This window comes from Mobilisporobacter senegalensis (assembly GCF_003752155.1).
GTDB lineage: Bacteria > Bacillota > Clostridia > Lachnospirales > Lachnospiraceae > Mobilisporobacter > Mobilisporobacter senegalensis.
In genome coordinates this window covers 26,736-44,512 of the sequence record NZ_RJVG01000016.1, presented here as the reverse complement: position 1 = coordinate 44,512, position 17,777 = coordinate 26,736, and the positions used below count along the sequence as shown (strand labels likewise).

17 protein-coding genes, 2 tRNA genes and 1 other annotated feature are annotated in these 17,777 nt (G+C 32.3%); of the genes, 10 read left to right on the top strand and 9 right to left on the bottom strand.

The genetic code is table 11. From position 1 onward, the window contains the following. Positions 1-3: 3 nt before the first annotated feature. From EDD66_RS17430 to trmB, 5 genes are all read right to left on the bottom strand, one after another. Complete coding sequence (locus EDD66_RS17430) at positions 4-561, bottom strand: glucose-6-phosphate isomerase family protein (protein WP_123610874.1); 558 nt, start codon at positions 559-561, stop codon at positions 4-6. Then, positions 558-1,334 carry a glucose-6-phosphate isomerase family protein gene (locus tag EDD66_RS17425; RefSeq protein ID WP_123610873.1) on the bottom strand — a complete coding sequence of 259 codons (777 nt, stop codon included), beginning with the start codon at positions 1,332-1,334 and terminating at the stop codon, positions 558-560. The genes EDD66_RS17430 and EDD66_RS17425 overlap by 4 nt, the downstream gene beginning before the upstream one ends. 212 nt (positions 1,335-1,546) lie before the next feature. Continuing rightward, positions 1,547-1,619, bottom strand: a tRNA-Lys gene (locus tag EDD66_RS17420). 159 nt (positions 1,620-1,778) lie between these two features. Beyond that, positions 1,779-2,099, bottom strand: coding sequence for a thioredoxin (gene trxA, locus EDD66_RS17415; RefSeq protein WP_123610872.1), 321 nt, complete (start codon positions 2,097-2,099; stop codon positions 1,779-1,781). A 361-nt stretch (positions 2,100-2,460) separates the two neighbouring features. After that, entirely contained in the window at positions 2,461-3,096 is a 636-nt protein-coding gene (gene trmB / locus EDD66_RS17410) for a tRNA (guanosine(46)-N7)-methyltransferase TrmB (RefSeq protein WP_123610871.1), read from the bottom strand. A 229-nt stretch (positions 3,097-3,325) separates the two neighbouring features. On the opposite strand from trmB, the gene EDD66_RS17405 reads away from it, so the two are divergent. The 10 genes from EDD66_RS17405 to EDD66_RS17360 all read left to right on the top strand — a co-directional run bounded on the left by EDD66_RS17405 (position 3,326) and on the right by EDD66_RS17360 (position 13,668). Next, positions 3,326-3,637, top strand: coding sequence for a hypothetical protein (locus EDD66_RS17405; RefSeq protein WP_123610870.1), 312 nt, complete (start codon positions 3,326-3,328; stop codon positions 3,635-3,637). 4 nt (positions 3,638-3,641) lie between these two features. Beyond that, positions 3,642-4,676 carry a V0D/AC39 family V-type ATPase subunit gene (locus EDD66_RS17400; protein ID WP_123610869.1) on the top strand — a complete coding sequence of 345 codons (1,035 nt, stop codon included), beginning with the start codon at positions 3,642-3,644 and terminating at the stop codon, positions 4,674-4,676. A 37-nt stretch (positions 4,677-4,713) separates the two neighbouring features. Then, complete coding sequence (locus tag EDD66_RS17395; protein ID WP_123610868.1) at positions 4,714-6,609, top strand: V-type ATP synthase subunit I; 1,896 nt, start codon at positions 4,714-4,716, stop codon at positions 6,607-6,609. A 110-nt stretch (positions 6,610-6,719) separates the two neighbouring features. After that, positions 6,720-7,136, top strand: a complete 417-nt coding sequence (locus EDD66_RS17390; protein WP_123610867.1) for an ATP synthase subunit C — start codon at positions 6,720-6,722, stop codon at positions 7,134-7,136. Between the two features lie 39 nt (positions 7,137-7,175). Then, complete coding sequence (locus EDD66_RS17385; protein WP_123610866.1) at positions 7,176-7,484, top strand: V-type ATP synthase subunit F; 309 nt, start codon at positions 7,176-7,178, stop codon at positions 7,482-7,484. Between the two features lie 20 nt (positions 7,485-7,504). After that, on the top strand, positions 7,505-8,077 hold the full coding sequence (locus EDD66_RS17380; RefSeq protein ID WP_123610865.1) for a V-type ATP synthase subunit E: 573 nt from the start codon (positions 7,505-7,507) through the stop codon (positions 8,075-8,077). A gap of 48 nt (positions 8,078-8,125) precedes the next feature. Beyond that, positions 8,126-9,892 carry a V-type ATP synthase subunit A gene (locus EDD66_RS17375; protein WP_123610864.1) on the top strand — a complete coding sequence of 589 codons (1,767 nt, stop codon included), beginning with the start codon at positions 8,126-8,128 and terminating at the stop codon, positions 9,890-9,892. A gap of 14 nt (positions 9,893-9,906) precedes the next feature. Further along, the gene (locus tag EDD66_RS17370; RefSeq protein ID WP_123610863.1) at positions 9,907-11,328 is read left to right on the top strand and encodes a V-type ATP synthase subunit B; all 1,422 of its coding nucleotides are present in this window, start codon (positions 9,907-9,909) and stop codon (positions 11,326-11,328) included. 17 nt (positions 11,329-11,345) lie between these two features. Beyond that, on the top strand, positions 11,346-11,978 hold the full coding sequence (locus EDD66_RS17365; RefSeq protein ID WP_123610862.1) for a V-type ATP synthase subunit D: 633 nt from the start codon (positions 11,346-11,348) through the stop codon (positions 11,976-11,978). Between the two features lie 316 nt (positions 11,979-12,294). Beyond that, complete coding sequence (locus EDD66_RS17360) at positions 12,295-13,668, top strand: D-alanyl-D-alanine carboxypeptidase family protein (protein WP_123610861.1); 1,374 nt, start codon at positions 12,295-12,297, stop codon at positions 13,666-13,668. Between the two features lie 75 nt (positions 13,669-13,743). On the opposite strand, the gene EDD66_RS17355 is transcribed toward EDD66_RS17360, so the two are convergent. From EDD66_RS17355 to EDD66_RS17340, 4 genes are all read right to left on the bottom strand, one after another. Next, positions 13,744-13,817, bottom strand: a tRNA-Arg gene (locus EDD66_RS17355). Positions 13,818-13,866: 49 nt separating this feature from the next. Continuing rightward, positions 13,867-14,748: a DUF3881 family protein gene (locus EDD66_RS17350; RefSeq protein ID WP_123610860.1), complete on the bottom strand. Its 882-nt coding sequence runs from the start codon at positions 14,746-14,748 to the stop codon at positions 13,867-13,869. Between the two features lie 74 nt (positions 14,749-14,822). Beyond that, a complete protein-coding gene (gene serS, locus EDD66_RS17345) occupies positions 14,823-16,100 on the bottom strand; it encodes a serine--tRNA ligase (protein ID WP_123610859.1) in 1,278 nt (425 codons plus the stop codon). A gap of 183 nt (positions 16,101-16,283) precedes the next feature. Further along, positions 16,284-16,480, bottom strand: a binding site (T-box leader). A 64-nt stretch (positions 16,481-16,544) separates the two neighbouring features. Continuing rightward, positions 16,545-17,612, bottom strand: coding sequence for an HD-GYP domain-containing protein (locus tag EDD66_RS17340; protein ID WP_170164411.1), 1,068 nt, complete (start codon positions 17,610-17,612; stop codon positions 16,545-16,547). Positions 17,613-17,777: the final 165 nt, after the last annotated feature.

Here is a 17,777-nt window from a genome sequence, read left to right as displayed (position 1 = left end):
TTTTTATCTCCTTATTTCTTTATGTTCTAATTTATTGTTATATTTAAACACGCGATAACCAAAGGGTTGTTTTTCCACCCTTTCATAATCATGACCTGCAGCAATTGGCCAACAAGCTACCACTTTAAAAATTTTATCTCCAGTATTGATTAAACGATGAGCCAATGCCCCCTTAATATAGTGAACAGATCCAGGAAAGACTTCTTCTGCCCATGTTTTACCGTGGGCATCCATTAACATTAATAATCCATTTCCCTGTGCTCCATAATAAAATTCCCCACAGGTTTCATTTAAATGAAAATGCCCTCTGGTCATATTACATTCCCCATTAATTAAAACTGGATACATGACTGTAAGCCCCCAACATAAATGTCCAACTTCGCTTCCATCTTCTAAGGTATATTGATAAACATCATACATCTTTGTGTCATCTTTTAATGATTTATCTTCATTCATATAAAATTCTTTTGCCTCGGCATAATATTTTATTGAAGTTTCAACTAATTCTCCTTTTAAAATATCATCTATTATATAATTCTCTTTTCTGTTTACAACTCTCATATTTTCATCGACTCCCATATTTCTTTAGCTATTGCTGGTTTCGATACAAACAAAAACTTATCAGGATTCTCTTGAAATTGAGTATAGATAGGTTTTCCTTTTTCAATTTCAAACTCAGGATATTCTCGTGCTTCTTTAATGGTAATGTTTCCACTGCTATATTTCTTATTAAACTCCCAAACAATTTCATCATCTTTTACAATTGGGAAAAAAGCAATTCCATTATGTGCTCTTACATCTTCATAATCAAATCCATAGTCTCTAACACACCATGCTCCAAAAGTCATATTCTTATGAATGTTTCCATTAACTGTTGCATGTACCCAACCAGGTGGAACAATCACAACATCCCCAGCTTTAGCGTGAACCCCATAACATTCTCCTGCATCATCCTTACCGCTCTCCTGCATATATATGTATGCCTCACCATCCCATATTTCGTAAACTTCACAAGTGGAATCATTACAACTAGATGAAATAGCATGAATATGGCCCTGTGATCTCACAGGTTCATCTCCAACTACTCCTGCTGCATAAGTTACTGCCCCAAACAGCAAGTTTCTTTTTTTCATCAATGGTAAATCCTTTTTTTCACCTACATCCATACTTATGCAATATAATACTTTGGGTCCTTTTGCAAAAGGATTCTTCAAAGATTTTCTAACAGCATCTATTGTTCTTAATTCTGGTTTTGCTCCAAATACCTGGTCTCCATATTGAAAATTAAGTGGCGATTCTTTAGCTTCAATATCAAATCCTGGATTAAATTCCATATTTTTTACTCCTTTTATCAAATGTTATATCATTATATATTTATACTGTAATAAATGTTATAACATTTGTCAATAGGAAATAAAGAGAAGTTATATAAAAACTGTAGACTAGATTGTGTTCGAAACTTTCATTGTGCAGGCCTTAGACCTGATCACGCAAAAAAAAGCCCTAACCCAACGACTCTGTGTTCGTCAAACTAAGACTTTATAAGTGCGCCTCCAGGGGCTCGAACCCTGGACACCCTGATTAAGAGTCAGGTGCTCTACCAGCTGAGCTAGAAGCGCATATGATTAACGCAAGGACTATTATATAATATACCTTTTAGAAATGCAAGGACTTTTTATAAGTTTTTTATTTTAATGTTACAGTTAAGCCTAAGCGAGAAGTTGCAAAGCGAATTCAAGCTTTATGGCTTAACTGTAACACTTTAACTTAACATTTATTTATTCTTTGTTTTGATCTAAAACATCCGTGATCTGAGTTTTTGGAACGGCACCTACTATAGAACCTACTACCTCACCATTCTTAAAGAATAACATAGTTGGTATAGACATTACTTTATATTTTGCACTTGTATTCGGAGAACCATCTACATCCAGTTTTCCTACTTTTGCAACTCCATCATATTCTCCTTCAAGTTCTTCTATAATTGGAGCCATCATTTTACACGGTCCACACCAATCAGCATAAAAATCGACAAGTACTAATTGGTCTGAATTAAGTACTTCTTGTTCAAAATTTTCATCTGTAAATTTTAATGCCATATCATTACCTCCATTTTTCTTTGGTTAATTGATATTCTATCCTAATAAAAAGAAAATATTAGTGAAGAATATTTTATCTCTACTTCCTTTTGCAATTTTTATTGCATTCCCTCTTTTTAGGGCACATAGCCGAAAGTAAGCATTGTACTTCATCCCAGGATTTTTTCAGCTTAAGTACTTTTCTGTTTAATTGGGTATTACAGCTAAGCGATCTTGCAATCTGGTTCTTAAATTTATTACTCAATTACTTACATCCTTCTATTCTTTTATATTACACTATTATTATATAGCTGTAAATATTCTAAGTTGCATAAGATTTTATTACTTGTAATTATTAAAATCTATTATTAACTATATTATTTTAGCGAAAAGCTACCAGACGATTGATGGGTTTTCCCTCTTGTGAAAACTTTTCTTCATACTCAGTCATAATATTACCGGCCGCAAACTCACTGTCATGTAAATTAAAAGTCACATCTCTTAATTTCCAGGAAGCCAATTCTACTTCCTCTAAAGAAAAATCAAACAACTCTCTGTTATCTGTCTTGAATTCAACATGGCCATGGCTTTTAAGAAGTTTATCATATCTTGCAAAAAACTCTTTTGAAGTTAATCTTCTTTTTGCATGTCTGTCTTTTGGCCATGGATCTGAGAAATTAAGATAAATCCTCTCAATCTCATCTCTATCAAAAACATCATTAATATATTCTGCATCCATCCGGATAAATATAAGGTTATTCGTTTCAAGTTCAGGTCTTTTCTCAAGGGCACGAATTAAAACGCTTGAAAATTTTTCAATTCCTATATAATTAATATCTGGATTCATATGGGCTAATCTTGTAATGAACTTTCCTTTGCCCATTCCGATCTCCACATGAATTGGATTATCATTATTAAAAAATTCTTTCCATCTTCCTTTATATTGTTCAGGTTCCTGTACAACATATTCATTGGATTGTATCTTTTCCCTTGAACCTTTAATGTTACGCAAACGCATTATCTTTTCTCCTTAATATTACTTAAATCATTGTTACATTATAATGATAAAAAATTTTTTAGTCAAATCTTTTCTTATGAATAATATATAGGTTTTTCCCTTAATTTTATACTTATTTATGGCATACTCAAAAAATCTTTTAATTTACTATAGAATTTTTACAAAAAAGGTGTATGATATTATCAAATGTTAAAAAACAAAAGATTTTATTATTATTGGAGGTTATCATATGGAAAAGGTAATTTCTCTTTTATCCGAGATAGAAGAAAAAGCAGCTAAAATTATTGAAAGTACTTCAATAGAGAAAGAACATTTGCATAATCAGTTAGAAAAAGATATGAAGCAGCTTGATGAGAAAATCATGAATGACAACAACAAGAAATTAGAGGAGATAAAATATAAGATTAATTTAAGTTTAGAGGAAGAAAGAAAGAATCTGGCAGACGATTGTAATCATCAAATTAGTAAGTTAGAAAGTAAATTTTCTAATAATCATAATGAACTGATTGATGAAATATTCCACAAAATAATTGGAGTGTGATGATATGAACGGTAATTTACTATCCTACAGTGGAATTGTTACTAAAGTGAAAACTTTGGGCAGTAATCTTATAAGTATGGAGGATTATAATTTTATATCAACAATTACCAATGTTCCTGATTTCATTAATTTTTTAAAGAAACAACCGTCTTACCACGATTTATTTGATAATTTAGATGAGAAATCTCTTCATAGAGGTCAAATTGAAAGAATCATAATCAATGCTGTTTATAAAGACTTTGCAAAAATATACAGGTTTTCTGATCAGCACCAGCGCAGTATTCTCAAATTAATATTTTTTAGATATGAAGTAAATATATTAAAAGGTTGTTTATTACGTGTTTTTAATCAGGATAATACTTATAATTTAGCATCTTTCTATGATTTTTTCACAAGTCACTCGAAATTAAAAATTGATGCCCTGGTAGCATCCAGATCTATGGAAGAATTTATATTGAATTTAAAAGGATCTATCTATCATACTTTTTTTACTACTCTGTATCACTCGAATCATCATACACTGTTTGATTATGAGATGCAGTTGGATGTATTTTATTATAAAACCGTATGGCGGCTAAAAGATAAGTATTTAAAAGGATCTGAACTTAAAATATTTAGCGATTGTTTAGGAAAACAAATTGATTTACAGAATATTATGTGGATATACCGCTCCAAAAAATTCTACGATGTGGATAATTCCACTATTTTATCAATTATTATTCCTATCAGCTATAAATTAAAAAAAGAGCAGTTAGCAGATCTAATTGAAACCGGAACCATTGAAGAATTTTTAAATTATCTAAATAGTACCTATTATCACTCTATCAATGACTTGATTGAGGAACAAAGCATTGAGTTGATTTTTAGAAAGTTAATGAGTACAATATATAAATATAATAGTAAGAAAAATCCATCCAGTATATCTCCTATCCTTAATTATCTTTTCTTAAAAGAACAAGAAATTGATAAGCTTACAACTGCATTGGAGTGTATTAGATATCAGTTAGAACCAAAAGAAATACTAGCATATGTATTATAATAATATCAGCCTAAAATTCATTATGGAGGTATAGCTTGTGATTGAGAAAATGAAGTTTTTAAGCATTACAGGGCCTAAAAAAGACATTGATCGAGTCGTAGAAGTATATCTTAAAAAATACGAGATACATCTTGAAAATGCATTATCAGAACTCAGTTCTGTCCACGATTTAACTCCTTTTATTGAAGCAAACCCATATAAGGATATTCTAAATCGTTCGGAAGAGCTCATAAAGAAAATCGGTTCAGATAATATGCCGGCCAAACGAAAAATGTCGCCTGAAGAGGCAAAAGAGATTTTAGAAAACTCTCTTTCTATGCTTGATGACTTAAATGATGAACGACTGGATCTAAAAACAAAGCGTACGCATTTGACAGAATTAACAAGTCAAATTGAGCCTTTTCGATCCATGGATTTTGAAATAAAGAAGATATTAAACTTTAAATTTATAAAATTCAGATTTGGTAAAATACCATATGAATATTATGATAAATTCTCCAAATATGCGTATGATAATTTAAATACCGTATTTTTTGAATGTAATAATGATGAAAATTATGTATGGGGTATCTATTTTGTCCCTGCGTCTCTATCAATAAAAATTGATGCTATCTTTGCTTCATTACATTTTGAAAGGATAATGCTCCCAAATGAATACGAGGGAACTCCGCAAGAGGCTTATGAAGCACTGAATATTCAAATTGATGAAATGAATATCCAGCGCAAAATAATAGCTAAAAAGATTAAAAGTAAGTTAAAAAAAGATGCTGATGACATTTTACTTGCTTATAAGATACTTTCAAGTCTTTCTCAGAATTTTGATGTAAGAAAACTTGCTGCATGTACCAAAGATAAACAACAGGTTTTTTACATCCTTTGCGGATGGATATCAGAAAGGGATACGAAAAGATTACTATCAGAAATTAAAAATGACCCGGATGTATATTGCTTCATAGAGGAAATCAATGAAAATACCACATCGAAACCTCCTACAAAATTAAAAAATCCCAAGATATTCAGACCATTTGAAATGTTTATTAAAATGTATGGTCTGCCTGCATATAATGAGATAGACCCAACCATTTTTGTGGCATTAACTTATTCATTTATGTTTGGTATGATGTTTGGTGATGTAGGACAAGGACTTTGCCTTGTATTAGGCGGTTATCTATTGTATAAACGAAAAAAATTAAATCTTGCCGCCATCATATCCTGTGCTGGAATTTTTTCTACTATTTTTGGTTTTCTATATGGAAGTATCTTTGGATTTGAAGAAATTCTTCACCCGGTATGGGTAAATCCAATGAAGGATACCATGACCGTATTATACACTGCCATTGGTTTTGGTGTATTCCTAATAATTATTGCAATGATTATTAGTATTATCAATGGAATCAAAGCCAGAGATATTGAGAAAATCTTCTTTGATACAAATGGCATTGCCGGTTTGGTTTTTTATATAGTCGTAATTGCAATTGTATTACTTGCAATATCAGGTAATACATTACCTAGTATTGTTTTATCAGGAACTGGAATTGGATTGCCATTATTATTAATATTCTTAAGGGAGCCATTGACCAGGTTAATTGAGAAAAAGAAAGACCTTATTCCCGGAAATAAAGGGATGTTTTTCTTAGAATCTTTCTTTGAGCTCTTTGAAGTATTATTAAGTTATATTACGAATACTGTTTCATTTGTACGTGTTGGCGCCTTTGCCTTAAGCCATGCCGGAATGATGTCCGTTGTTCTTATGCTTGGAAAAGCAGAAGAAAATCCGAATTTCCTTATAATAATTCTTGGCAATATATTTGTTGCCTGTCTGGAAGGCTTAATTGTTGGAATTCAGGTTTTAAGGTTAGAATATTATGAAATGTTCAGTCGTTTCTATAAGGGAAACGGTAAAGAATTTAAAGCATATAAAAATCAATTATAATATTTATAAATATAAGCCAGTAATAAAGCATTTGGGTGAATACGGCAAGATCATGAATTTATTCATGACATACTTAACAAACTTTATGTAATTTCAGGAGGAAACTTATCATGACAAAAATAATTTTAATAACTGCACTTCTTTTAAGTATTATTATACCTTTTGGCTCTTTCTTATTATCAGAAAAGAAAAAGAAAGGTACCTTTAAAACTGCCTTAGGTTTTAATGTGTTTTTATTTTTCAGCATGCTGATTATAGGTAATATTATGTTGTTTGGCGGAAAGGTATCTGCTGCAGATGCTACTGTTGCTGCAGGAGCTTCGGAAGGATTAAGATATATTGCAGCCGCACTGGCTACAGGTATGTCAACAATAGGTGCCGGTATTGCTGTTGCAAGTGCTTCTTCAGCTGCTTTAGGTGCACTTAGTGAAGATTCTTCTGTTATGGGTAAAGCACTTATTTTCGTTGCTCTTGCAGAAGGTGTTGCTTTATATGGAATGCTTATTTCATTTATGATTTTAGGTTAGTTATTACCTTGAATGTATAGCGAAAGGATGTTTTAAATTATGCGTATGTTTCTTATTAGCGATAATGTAGATACTTATACTGGCATGCGTTTAGCAGGCGTGGAAGGTGTTGTTATACATTCCAAAGAACATTTGAAAGAACAATTGGAAAAAGCAGTATCGGATAAAACAATAGGTATTATACTTATCACTGAAAAATTTAGCAGAGAATTTCCCGAAATTATTGATGATGTAAAGCTACATAGGCGACTTCCATTAATTATCGAAATTCCTGACAGGCATGGAACTGGCCGTAAACCAGATTTTATAACTTCCTATATAAATGAAGCAATCGGATTAAAATTATAATATTAAAGCAGGTGATTAAAATGACCTTAGACGAAAAATTAGACAATTTTTATAATGCAACAATGGAAGATGCTGCAAAACAAAGAGTTGAAATTATTAATGATTATAAAAAATCTTTGAGAGAAATATATGAAGAGCATAAACAAGAATCTCTAAGAAAAGCAGAAAACTTCTTTGAGATGGAAGTGAAAAATCTTAATCGTGAAAAGAATAAAACTCTTTCTACAGAGACTCTTGATATGAGAAGATTAATCAATGAAAAATCAAAAGAACTATCCGCTATTTTATTTAATGATGTGACACGTAAGATTGAAGAATTTATGAAGACTCCTGAGTATATAGACTTATTAGAAAAACAAATCAGGGATGCGGTGAATTTTTCTAAACAGGATGCAATAACTATTTATATTAATCCTTCTGACGAAGAGAAAAAAGCTGAACTAGAGAAGAGGACCAATGCTTTACTTACAATAAGTACTATAGATTTTTTGGGTGGTACCAGAGCAGTAATCAGTTCGAAAAATATATTAATTGATAATTCTTTCTCTACAAAAATAAATGAAGAAAAAGAAAAATTTGAATTACAATCATAATTGATTTTTTCATTTCATACAAAAAATATAAAATGGGGGTCGCTCCAAATGGAATTAACAGGTAATATATATGGAATTAATGGGCCTATTGTCTATTTAAAAGGTAATCTTGGATTTAAGATGTCAGAGATGGTCTTAGTCGGTAAACAGAAATTAATAGGCGAAGTAATTAGTCTTACAAAAGATACAACAACCATTCAGGTTTTTGAAGAAACTACAGGTTTAAAGCCAGGCGAAGAAGTAATATCAACAGGAAGTGCAATTTCTGTTACCTTGGCACCTGGTATTATCGGTAATATTTTTGATGGTATAGAAAGACCTTTAAAGGAGGTTGCCAAACAGTCCGGAGCATTTATTTCAAGAGGTATTAATGTATCTTCTCTGGATACCCAAAAACTTTGGGATGTTCATATTACTGTAAACATTGGTGATTACATTTATGGTGGAACTATCATAGCTGAAGTTCCTGAGACATCTGCTATCATTCATAAATCAATGGTTCCTCCTAATGTAGAAGGCACTGTAACAAAAGTTGCCTCAGATGGATCTTATACTATAAATGATCCTATTGTAACAATTACAGATAATGAAGGTAATGAAAAAGTACTTACCCTTACTCAAAAATGGCCAATTCGTATTCCAAGACCAATTACAAAACGTTATTCCTCTGATCGTCCATTAATTACAGGCCAGCGTATTATTGATACATTGTTCCCTATTGCAAAAGGTGGGACTGCTGCAATCCCTGGAGGATTTGGTACAGGAAAAACAATGGCACAACATCAATTAGCAAAATGGTCAGATGCAGATATTATAGTTTATATAGGATGCGGAGAACGTGGAAATGAAATGACGGAAGTATTAGAAGATTTCTCTAAACTAGTAGATCCCAAATCAGGTAATCTTCTTTTAGATCGAACTACTCTCATTGCAAATACTTCTAATATGCCTGTTGCTGCACGTGAAGCCAGTATTTATACTGGTATTACTCTTGCTGAGTATTATCGTGATATGGGATATCACGTTGCTATCATGGCAGATTCAACATCACGCTGGGCAGAAGCTCTCCGTGAATTATCTGGCCGCCTTGAAGAAATGCCTGCAGAAGAAGGATTCCCTGCTTATTTAGCCTCCAGATTATCTGCCTTTTATGAGAGAGCCGGTTTTATGAGAAATTTAAATGGCACGGAAGGCAGCGTTTCTATCATAGGAGCAGTATCCCCTCAAGGTGGAGATTTTTCTGAACCTGTAACTCAGAATACGAAACGCTTTGTTCGCTGTTTCTGGGCACTGGATAAATCTTTGGCTTATGCAAGGCATTTCCCTGCAATACAATGGTTAACAAGTTATAGTGAATATATCTCCGACTTAGGACCATGGTATTCCAATAATGTTGGAACTGACTTTGTGGATTGCAGAAATCAGCTCCTTAGCATCTTAACTGAAGAAAGTAAGTTAAATGAAATTGTTAAATTAATTGGCAGCGATGTTCTGCCAGATGATCAAAAACTTACTTTAGAAATAGCAAAAGTAATTCGATTAGGATTTGTTCAGCAGAATGCGTATCATCCTTCTGATACTTATGTACCAATGGAAAAGCAATTAAAGATGATGAGGGTCATCCTATACTTATATACAAAGGCAAAACAGCTGTTAGCTCTTAATATGCCAATGTCATTGATCCGGGAAGACGCGGTGTTTGATAAAGTTATTTCTATTAAATATGATGTGGCAAATGATGAATTAGAAAAATTTGATGATTATATCAAGCAGATAGATGAATTTTATGAACGTTTCATCAAGACCAATGGATAAAAGGAGGGGTTATTATGTCAGTTGAATATTTAGGCTTAAGTGAAATTAATGGACCCCTTGTAGTATTAGAAGGTGTTCAGGATGCTTCTTTTGAAGAAATTGTGGAAATAACAGTAGAAGGTACCAAGACCAAACTGGGACGTATCGTTGAAATATATGAGGGAAAAGCAGTAATCCAGGTATTTGAAGGAACAGAGGAGATGTCTCTTAAAAATACGCACACTAAATTAACAGGACATCCAATGGAGGTAGCTCTTTCTGAAGATATCCTTGGACGTATATTTAATGGCGTAGGGCATCCAATCGATGGGCTTGGGAATATTCTGGCTAAAGAAACCCGAAATGTAAATGGGGAACCGCTGAATCCCTGCTCCAGAGAATATCCTCGTAATTATATAAAAACAGGAATTTCTACCATAGATTGCCTTACAACATTAATTCGTGGGCAAAAACTCCCTATCTTTTCTGGAAATGGTCTTCCTCATGATGAATTAGCTGCGCAGATTGTTAAGCAGGCTTCTCTGGGTGATAACTCTTCTGAAGAATTTGCCATCGTTTTTGCTGCTATGGGTGTCAAGCATGATGTAGCTGAATTCTTTCGAAGAACATTTGAAGAAAGTGGCGCAAGTTCCCACGTTGTCATGTATTTAAATCTTGCCAATGATCCTGTTGTAGAAAGGTTAATTACCCCTAAAGTGGCTCTGACTGCGGCAGAATATCTTGCATTTGAAAAGAATATGCATGTACTCGTCATCTTAACGGATATGACTTCTTTTGCAGAGGCTATGCGTGAAGTTTCTTCTTCTAAAGGAGAAATTCCAAGCAGAAAAGGATATCCTGGTTACCTTTATAGTGAACTGGCAACATTATATGAACGTGCAGGAATTGTGAAAGGTTCTACAGGCTCCGTTACCCAGGTTCCTATTTTAACAATGCCAAATGATGATATTACTCATCCAATTCCTGATTTAACAGGATATATTACAGAAGGTCAGATTGTTCTTGACAGGTCACTGCATCAAAAAGCAATCTATCCACCTATTAATGTTCTCCCATCTCTTTCCCGTCTAATGAAAGATGGTATCGGTGAAGGCTATACGAGAGAAGATCATCAGGATCTTGCCAACCAGCTATTCTCTTCCTATGCAAGAGTTGGTGAAGCAAGAGCCTTAGCCAGTGTTATTGGTGAAGATGAATTATCCCCAATTGATAAGAAATATTTACAATTTGGCTCTTCTTTTGAAAATGAATTTATCGCACAGGGAAGAAATGAAGATAGAGGTATCTTGGATACTTTAAATAAAGGTTGGGAACTGTTAACTATTCTCCCAAGAGAAGAATTAGATCGTGTTGATACTAAGATTCTTGATAAATATTATAAGATCAGAGAAATTGCTAATTCAGAAAAGATGATGAATGATAATGAATCACAGTAAGCCTAAGAGGTGATGTTATGGATCCTAATACTTTCCCTACCAAGGGTAACCTTATACTTGCAAAGAATTCCCTTGCTTTATCAAAACAAGGTTATGAACTTATGGATAAAAAACGTAATATCCTAATTCGAGAGCTTATGGAATTAATTGATAAGGCAAAAGATATACAAACAGAAATAGATATAACTTTCAGAGAAGCTTACCTTGCACTTCAAAAAGCAAATATTGAAATGGGGATCAATAATGTAGAGGAGCTGAGCAGGTCCGTTCCGGAAGAAAACAGTATTACAATAAAAACCAGAAGTATTATGGGTACTGAAATTCCACTTGTAGAATTTGAGAATACAAGTTTTAAACCTACTTATGCCTATTATAATACTAAGCTTTCTCTGGATGAAGCATGTCGTCATTTTAATAAAGTGAAAGAACTTTCCATACGACTTGCAATGGTTGAAAATTCAGCCTATCGTTTAGCTACAAATATTAAAAAAACACAAAAGCGTGCAAATGCTTTAAAAAATATCACTATCCCTCACTTTACAGCCTTAACTACAGAAATTAGTAATGCTCTGGAAGAGAAGGAACGTGAAGAATTTACCAGACTTAAAGTTATCAAAAGAAATAAGGCTGCTGGTGTCAGTAAATACTAGTTTTCGATTATCCTATGACGCTTTGCCTAATGTTTTATTTAACCTTGTGGTTTAATTGTTTATATGTCCATCTTCTGGCTGGGACACATATAAACATTAATATCACAAGGTATTTTTAATTACTGAGGCAAAGAGTCATATTTACGACAAATTTAATACTTTTTCACTTGATACCACTATAAAAATATTCTATAATTAACTTGTATTTTATTTCCTTGAATTTAAGAATCTGTATATTTACCGAATTATTTTTTAAAAATATCAAATACTAATAAAAATAAGCTTTCTGTTGGAAAGATTACATAAAGGAGTTCATATGAAACGAATAGCCGCATTTTTTTTAATAGTAGCTTCCTTATCTTTAAATACATTACCTGCTGGTGCAGCAAAAGAAGCATCTGTCTGGCCAAAAGGCCCGAGTATAAGTGCCAAATCTGCTATTGTTATGGAAGCATCCACAGGTTTGATTTTATATGAGAAAAATATCCACAAAAAAAATTATCCTGCTAGTACAACTAAATTAATGACCACTTTATTGGCACTTGAAAATTCATCTATGGATGATATTGTTACTTTTTCAAGAGATTCTGTCTTTAATATCGAACGTGGAAGCAGCCATATTGGTATTGATGTAGGTGAAAAGCTGACAATGGAAAATTCTTTATATGGTATTATGTTAGCTTCTGCAAATGAAGTATCTTATGCTGTGGCAGAACATATATCGGGAAGCGTTGATGAATTTGCCAATCTTATGAATAAACGTGCCAAAGAACTTGGCTGCCAGAATACTAATTTTATTAATCCACATGGATTATTTGATGAAAAGCATTATACAAGTGCCTATGATTTGGCTCTTATATCTAAAGAATTATTAAAATATGATTCTTTCAGGGAAATTACATCTACTACTAATTATGTAATTCCTCCAACAAATATTCAAAAGCAATCCCGTCCAATTTATAATCATCATAAAATGGTTAGAAATACATCTTATCATTATGATGGTGCATTTGGTGGTAAAACCGGGTTCACACAATTAGCCAGATACAATTTAGCTACTTTTGCATCCAGGGATAATATGGATTTAATATGTATAATAATGAATGAAGATAATGGACAAGCTCAGTATACAGATACAAAGAAATTATTAGATTTTGGTTTCAGTAATTATACAGCCTACAAAATTACTGATAATGAAAATGCTAAAGCCTTTGAAGACTTATCTCTTTTTAGCAAATTTAATAATTTATTTGATACAGAAAACCTACCATTAAAAATAAGCAATAAAGGTATTATCATCCTTCCTAATTCTGTTGAATTATCTGAAACGGAAAGATCCATCAATTATAACGATAGCTCAAATTTGAATGAAGGTATCAATGTTATTGGAAATGTGACTTATGAATTTGATGGAAAATTAGTGGGGACTGCTGATATACTATATGATAATTCAGCTACTGTGAAATTGCAAAAAGCTTCTATTACTTATGACGATGGTCTTACAATAAAAGATCATATTGAGAAAAATCAAAAAGTTTTTGTGATTGGTGGTATTGTTTTTGTTTTTCTTTTCATTGGCTCTCTTTATTATTTTCTTGTAGAAAAACCAAGAAGAAAATATCGAAAACTTTATAGATCCCGCAGAAGATATCCAAAAAAATCTTTTGACCATGATTTTACTGATTTATAAAAATATCAATAAAGCTTCATATAAAAAGAAAAAGGACTATTTAAATTCCAATAAGAATTTAGATAGTCCTCTTCATGTACTTAGGCGGATTCGAACCGCCGACCTACCGCTTAGGAGGCGGTCGCTCTATCCTGCTGAGCTATAAATACATATAAAACAACGTATTTATTCTACTATTTTAAAGCAAGATAGTCAATATTATTCTGAAAAATTAATAAATCCCTGCATCCATATATTTCCCTTGAATCTTCTTCCTACCTCTGGTTCCCCAAGAATATCAATTTTATTAATACAGATTTCATAAATTAAATCATTGCATTCTATGATTAAATCATATATAGATTCTTTCGTTAATTCATTTTGAATTAATTTAACATCCATTATAGTTCCCACAATAGAATAATTATCTGATTCAGACCCATAAGGAATAAATGACGTATCTACAATAGAATAAATATCTTCCTGCTTCGCTCTTCTGGAAACTGTTGCAAGTAAATCAATATCATCAATGGTAAGGCTATCAATTGCTTCTTGATCTCCATTTCTTGCATCTGCTATTAATTTATTTCTCTTCTTTGTTTCCAGTGTTTTATTTTCTTTTTCTTTTTCATCTTTATTTATTCCAAAAAGAATCTTACCACTGGTAGACAAACCGGATAAAGTAATTGGTGCCATAATGGAATGGTCCCCTTTTTCTTTCTTTAAGTCGATATAGTCTATGACATTTTGCAGATAGAATATAAGGGATACCCCAAGCCTGATATCATCGCACATACCTGTATAAGCGTCTGTATCTACTCTTTTATTTATTGCAACTTCTTCTTTTGTGCTAATTACCTGGCCTCTAAAATGTGGAAAATAGTGTTCAAGGTGAAAAAATCCTTTCTCATCATATTCTCCCCGAAGAGTAATACCCATTCTCTCAGAAAAATCTCTTGATATTTCTGTTAGGACGGTCTTCTCACTCTTACTGGTTACATATGATACAGTCGGCTGGTCCATGACCATGCCTATTATTTTGTCGAGGTCTGCTCTTGTATTAACTTTGCTAAATCCTATTGCTCGTAGGTAACTATGCATAGTCATCACCTGCTTTCTTTATTATATTGTATTTATAGCACTTATAAATACATTTGTCTATATCTTATTTTTGGTTATTTAATTACATCAATTCCATTCATGTAAGGTCTCAATATTTCTGGAATAAGAATGCTTCCATCTTCCTGTTGATAATTCTCTAAGATTGCTGCTGTTGTACGTCCAATTGCAACGCCGCTGCCATTTAAAGTATGAACATATTTTGCTTTGTCTTTCACATTATCTTTATATTTTATATTAGCGCGCCTTGCCTGGAAGTCTTCAAAATTACTACAGCTTGAAATTTCCACATAACGATTATAACTTGGCATCCAAACTTCAATATCATATTTTAATGCTGCAGTAAAACCTAAATCTCCAACACAAATTTTTACGACTCTGTAAGGAAGTCCTAATAATTGTAATACTTCTTCTGCATCCCGAGTTAATTTTTCCAGTTCATCATAGGAATCTTCAGGCTTTGTGAACTTAACTAATTCTACTTTGTTAAATTGATGCTGTCTAATGAGTCCTCTGGTATCTCTGCCTGCAGATCCTGCTTCTGCTCGAAAACAAGCTGTATAGGCAACATGCTTAATAGGCAATGTATTACCATCTAATATTTGTTCTCTGTACATATTAGTTACTGGAACTTCTGCTGTTGGTACAAGGAAATATTCTTTTCCATCGCCATTTACTTTATATGCATCTTCTTCAAATTTTGGAAGCTGGCCTGTGCCCGTCATACTTTCTCTACTTACCATGAATGGTGGAAATACTTCTGTGTAACCATGTTTTTCAGAATGGCAGTCTAAAAAGAAATTCATAATGGCACGCTCTAATCTTGCACCTGATCCTTTATAAAATGTAAATCTTGCACCAGTTGTTTTCGCTGCTGTTTCTGGATCTATAATTCCTAAATCGGAACCAAGATCCCAATGGGCTTTTGGTTCAAAATTAAATTTTGTAGGTTCACTAAATTTACGAATTTCTAAATTATCTTCATCTGTTTTTCCCTGTGGTACAGATGGATGAGGCAGATTAGGAATGGTAAGCATCCAATTATCAAGTTCTGTATCAACTTCTTTGATTTTAACGTCATATTCTTTAATTTTATCAGAAAGTTTTTTCATCTCTTCTAAAATTCCAGATACATCTTTTCCTTCTTTTTTTAAGATAGGAACTTGTTTGGATACACTATTTTGTTCATTCTTAAGAACTTCAACTTCTCCTAATAATTTACGTCTTTCTTCATCTAACGTTTTGAATTTGCTTAAGTCAAATTCTTCATTTCTCGTAGATAATCTTCTCTCTACTTCTTCAAAATTACTTCTTAATAATTTAATGTCCAACATAATATTTCCTCCTAAATTTTTCGCATTTATTATATTTCCATGAGAAATCTCATTATTAAAAATCTCATAGTCTGCATACATATTAATATTTAAATTAAATAAAAAAATTCTTTCATACCCTATCTGTACAATTGATAAATATAAGAATTTTGATTATCTCATATATGTCACTATTGCATCAAATAATGGGACGAAAGAATCCGCGATACCACCCAAATTGCTAATTTCATTAGCCTCTCAAGAAGTACGATAAAGGGTACAATCCTTCTAACTCATCGTTAGCAGCTACGAAAGTGGAACGATTCTTAAGCATATTGGCTTGCACCTACCGCCAACTCTCTTTCATGCTTTTAAATCTTAGTTTTCATCTACGCTATTTTACTATGTTTATCTGTTCATTATATACGATTAACTTTAAATTTGCAAGCACTTTGACCTTACCTGTTAATAGGATTCGATTGTATCGTTAATAAATAAAGTTAAATCTTTGGTAAGATCTTTCTCAATCCACTCATTACAGTTGTTTCCATCTTTATCAATTACTATTCTTATAATTGGCCTTGTAGGACATTTTCTATTTTGTCTGAGTACAATTCCTGTTTCCCCTTCATTTGTAATAACAGTCGTTCCATTTGGGTAAGCTGCAACTGACTCATAAAAAATTTTAACTACAGAAAAGTCATATTTGATTCCACTTAAACTCATTATATATTCAATTGTTTCATGTACTTTTAATTTGTCTGTATAAAAACCATATACTTTACTATCAAACTCATCACATACAGCTACGATTTTACTTCCCAGCTTAATCCTGTCATCATTCAAATGAAACGGGTAACCAGATCCATCAATCCTTTCATGATGGGTCAATATAATATCTTTTGATACAGAAGATAACCAGGCTTCTTTCTCCACTGCTGAATATCCATATATCACATGTTTCTTGATTTCTCTGATTTCATTAGGATTTAATGTTGACATATCTACATCAGAATAATCTTTCGCAATATAATTATATCCAATATCATGTAATAAGCTTCCGATTGCTATTTCACGAACTTTATTTGCAGGAAGCTTCATTTTTATTGCTACCAGAACTGATAAAGTACATACATTAACACAATGGGCATAAGTGCTCTCACTCTTTTTTCTTACTCCCGAAATATTATACATAACCTCTGGTTCTTCTAATATATCAAGAATAATTTCTTCTGCAACACAAGTCAATGTTTGAAGTTCTGAAGCGGCACTGTATGTGAATCTTTCTAAAATATCTTTTACTGTTTTTTGACACTGATCTTTAATTTGTATTTCAAGGATCTCATCAACCTTGACTCCCTTAGATAATTCGTCTTCTATATATAGATAATCAATACTTAATTCTTTAAGTCTGGAAATATACTCTTTCTTTATTGTACTTCCTTTAGACATTAAAATAATACCTGATTCACTGATCAAGTCCATTGCTAATTTTTCATTTCCCTTTAGTGCTTTTAAGGATATTTTTCTCATCTCATACACCATTTGTGAATTAAGCTGATCTAATTCACTCCAAGACATAGTTTATTGTTTCTAAGTATTTATAAATAATTATAAAAGTTTCTATTTTATAAAAAATTCCTTCATATGATTATATTACTCGCCATATGAGTTTATTTCAATAATACATTATTATTA

Excerpts from the sequence above, each read along its gene's own strand:
- EDD66_RS17350 (WP_123610860.1), bottom strand. The coding sequence starts at position 14,748 with ATGCATAGTTACCTACGAGCAATAGGATTTAGCAAAGTTAATACAAGA.
- trxA (WP_123610872.1), bottom strand. The coding sequence starts at position 2,099 with ATGGCATTAAAATTTACAGATGAAAATTTTGAACAAGAAGTACTTAAT.
- EDD66_RS17375 (WP_123610864.1), top strand. The coding sequence starts at position 8,126 with ATGGAATTAACAGGTAATATATATGGAATTAATGGGCCTATTGTCTAT.
- trmB (WP_123610871.1), bottom strand. The coding sequence starts at position 3,096 with ATGCGTTTGCGTAACATTAAAGGTTCAAGGGAAAAGATACAATCCAAT.
- EDD66_RS17380 (WP_123610865.1), top strand. The coding sequence starts at position 7,505 with ATGACCTTAGACGAAAAATTAGACAATTTTTATAATGCAACAATGGAA.
- EDD66_RS17425 (WP_123610873.1), bottom strand. The coding sequence starts at position 1,334 with ATGGAATTTAATCCAGGATTTGATATTGAAGCTAAAGAATCGCCACTT.
- EDD66_RS17405 (WP_123610870.1), top strand. The coding sequence starts at position 3,326 with ATGGAAAAGGTAATTTCTCTTTTATCCGAGATAGAAGAAAAAGCAGCT.
- EDD66_RS17390 (WP_123610867.1), top strand. The coding sequence starts at position 6,720 with ATGACAAAAATAATTTTAATAACTGCACTTCTTTTAAGTATTATTATA.
- EDD66_RS17370 (WP_123610863.1), top strand. The coding sequence starts at position 9,907 with ATGTCAGTTGAATATTTAGGCTTAAGTGAAATTAATGGACCCCTTGTA.
- EDD66_RS17385 (WP_123610866.1), top strand. The coding sequence starts at position 7,176 with ATGCGTATGTTTCTTATTAGCGATAATGTAGATACTTATACTGGCATG.
- EDD66_RS17400 (WP_123610869.1), top strand. The coding sequence starts at position 3,642 with ATGAACGGTAATTTACTATCCTACAGTGGAATTGTTACTAAAGTGAAA.
- EDD66_RS17360 (WP_123610861.1), top strand. The coding sequence starts at position 12,295 with ATGAAACGAATAGCCGCATTTTTTTTAATAGTAGCTTCCTTATCTTTA.
- EDD66_RS17365 (WP_123610862.1), top strand. The coding sequence starts at position 11,346 with ATGGATCCTAATACTTTCCCTACCAAGGGTAACCTTATACTTGCAAAG.
- EDD66_RS17340 (WP_170164411.1), bottom strand. The coding sequence starts at position 17,612 with ATGAGAAAAATATCCTTAAAAGCACTAAAGGGAAATGAAAAATTAGCA.
- EDD66_RS17430 (WP_123610874.1), bottom strand. The coding sequence starts at position 561 with ATGAGAGTTGTAAACAGAAAAGAGAATTATATAATAGATGATATTTTA.
- serS (WP_123610859.1), bottom strand. The coding sequence starts at position 16,100 with ATGTTGGACATTAAATTATTAAGAAGTAATTTTGAAGAAGTAGAGAGA.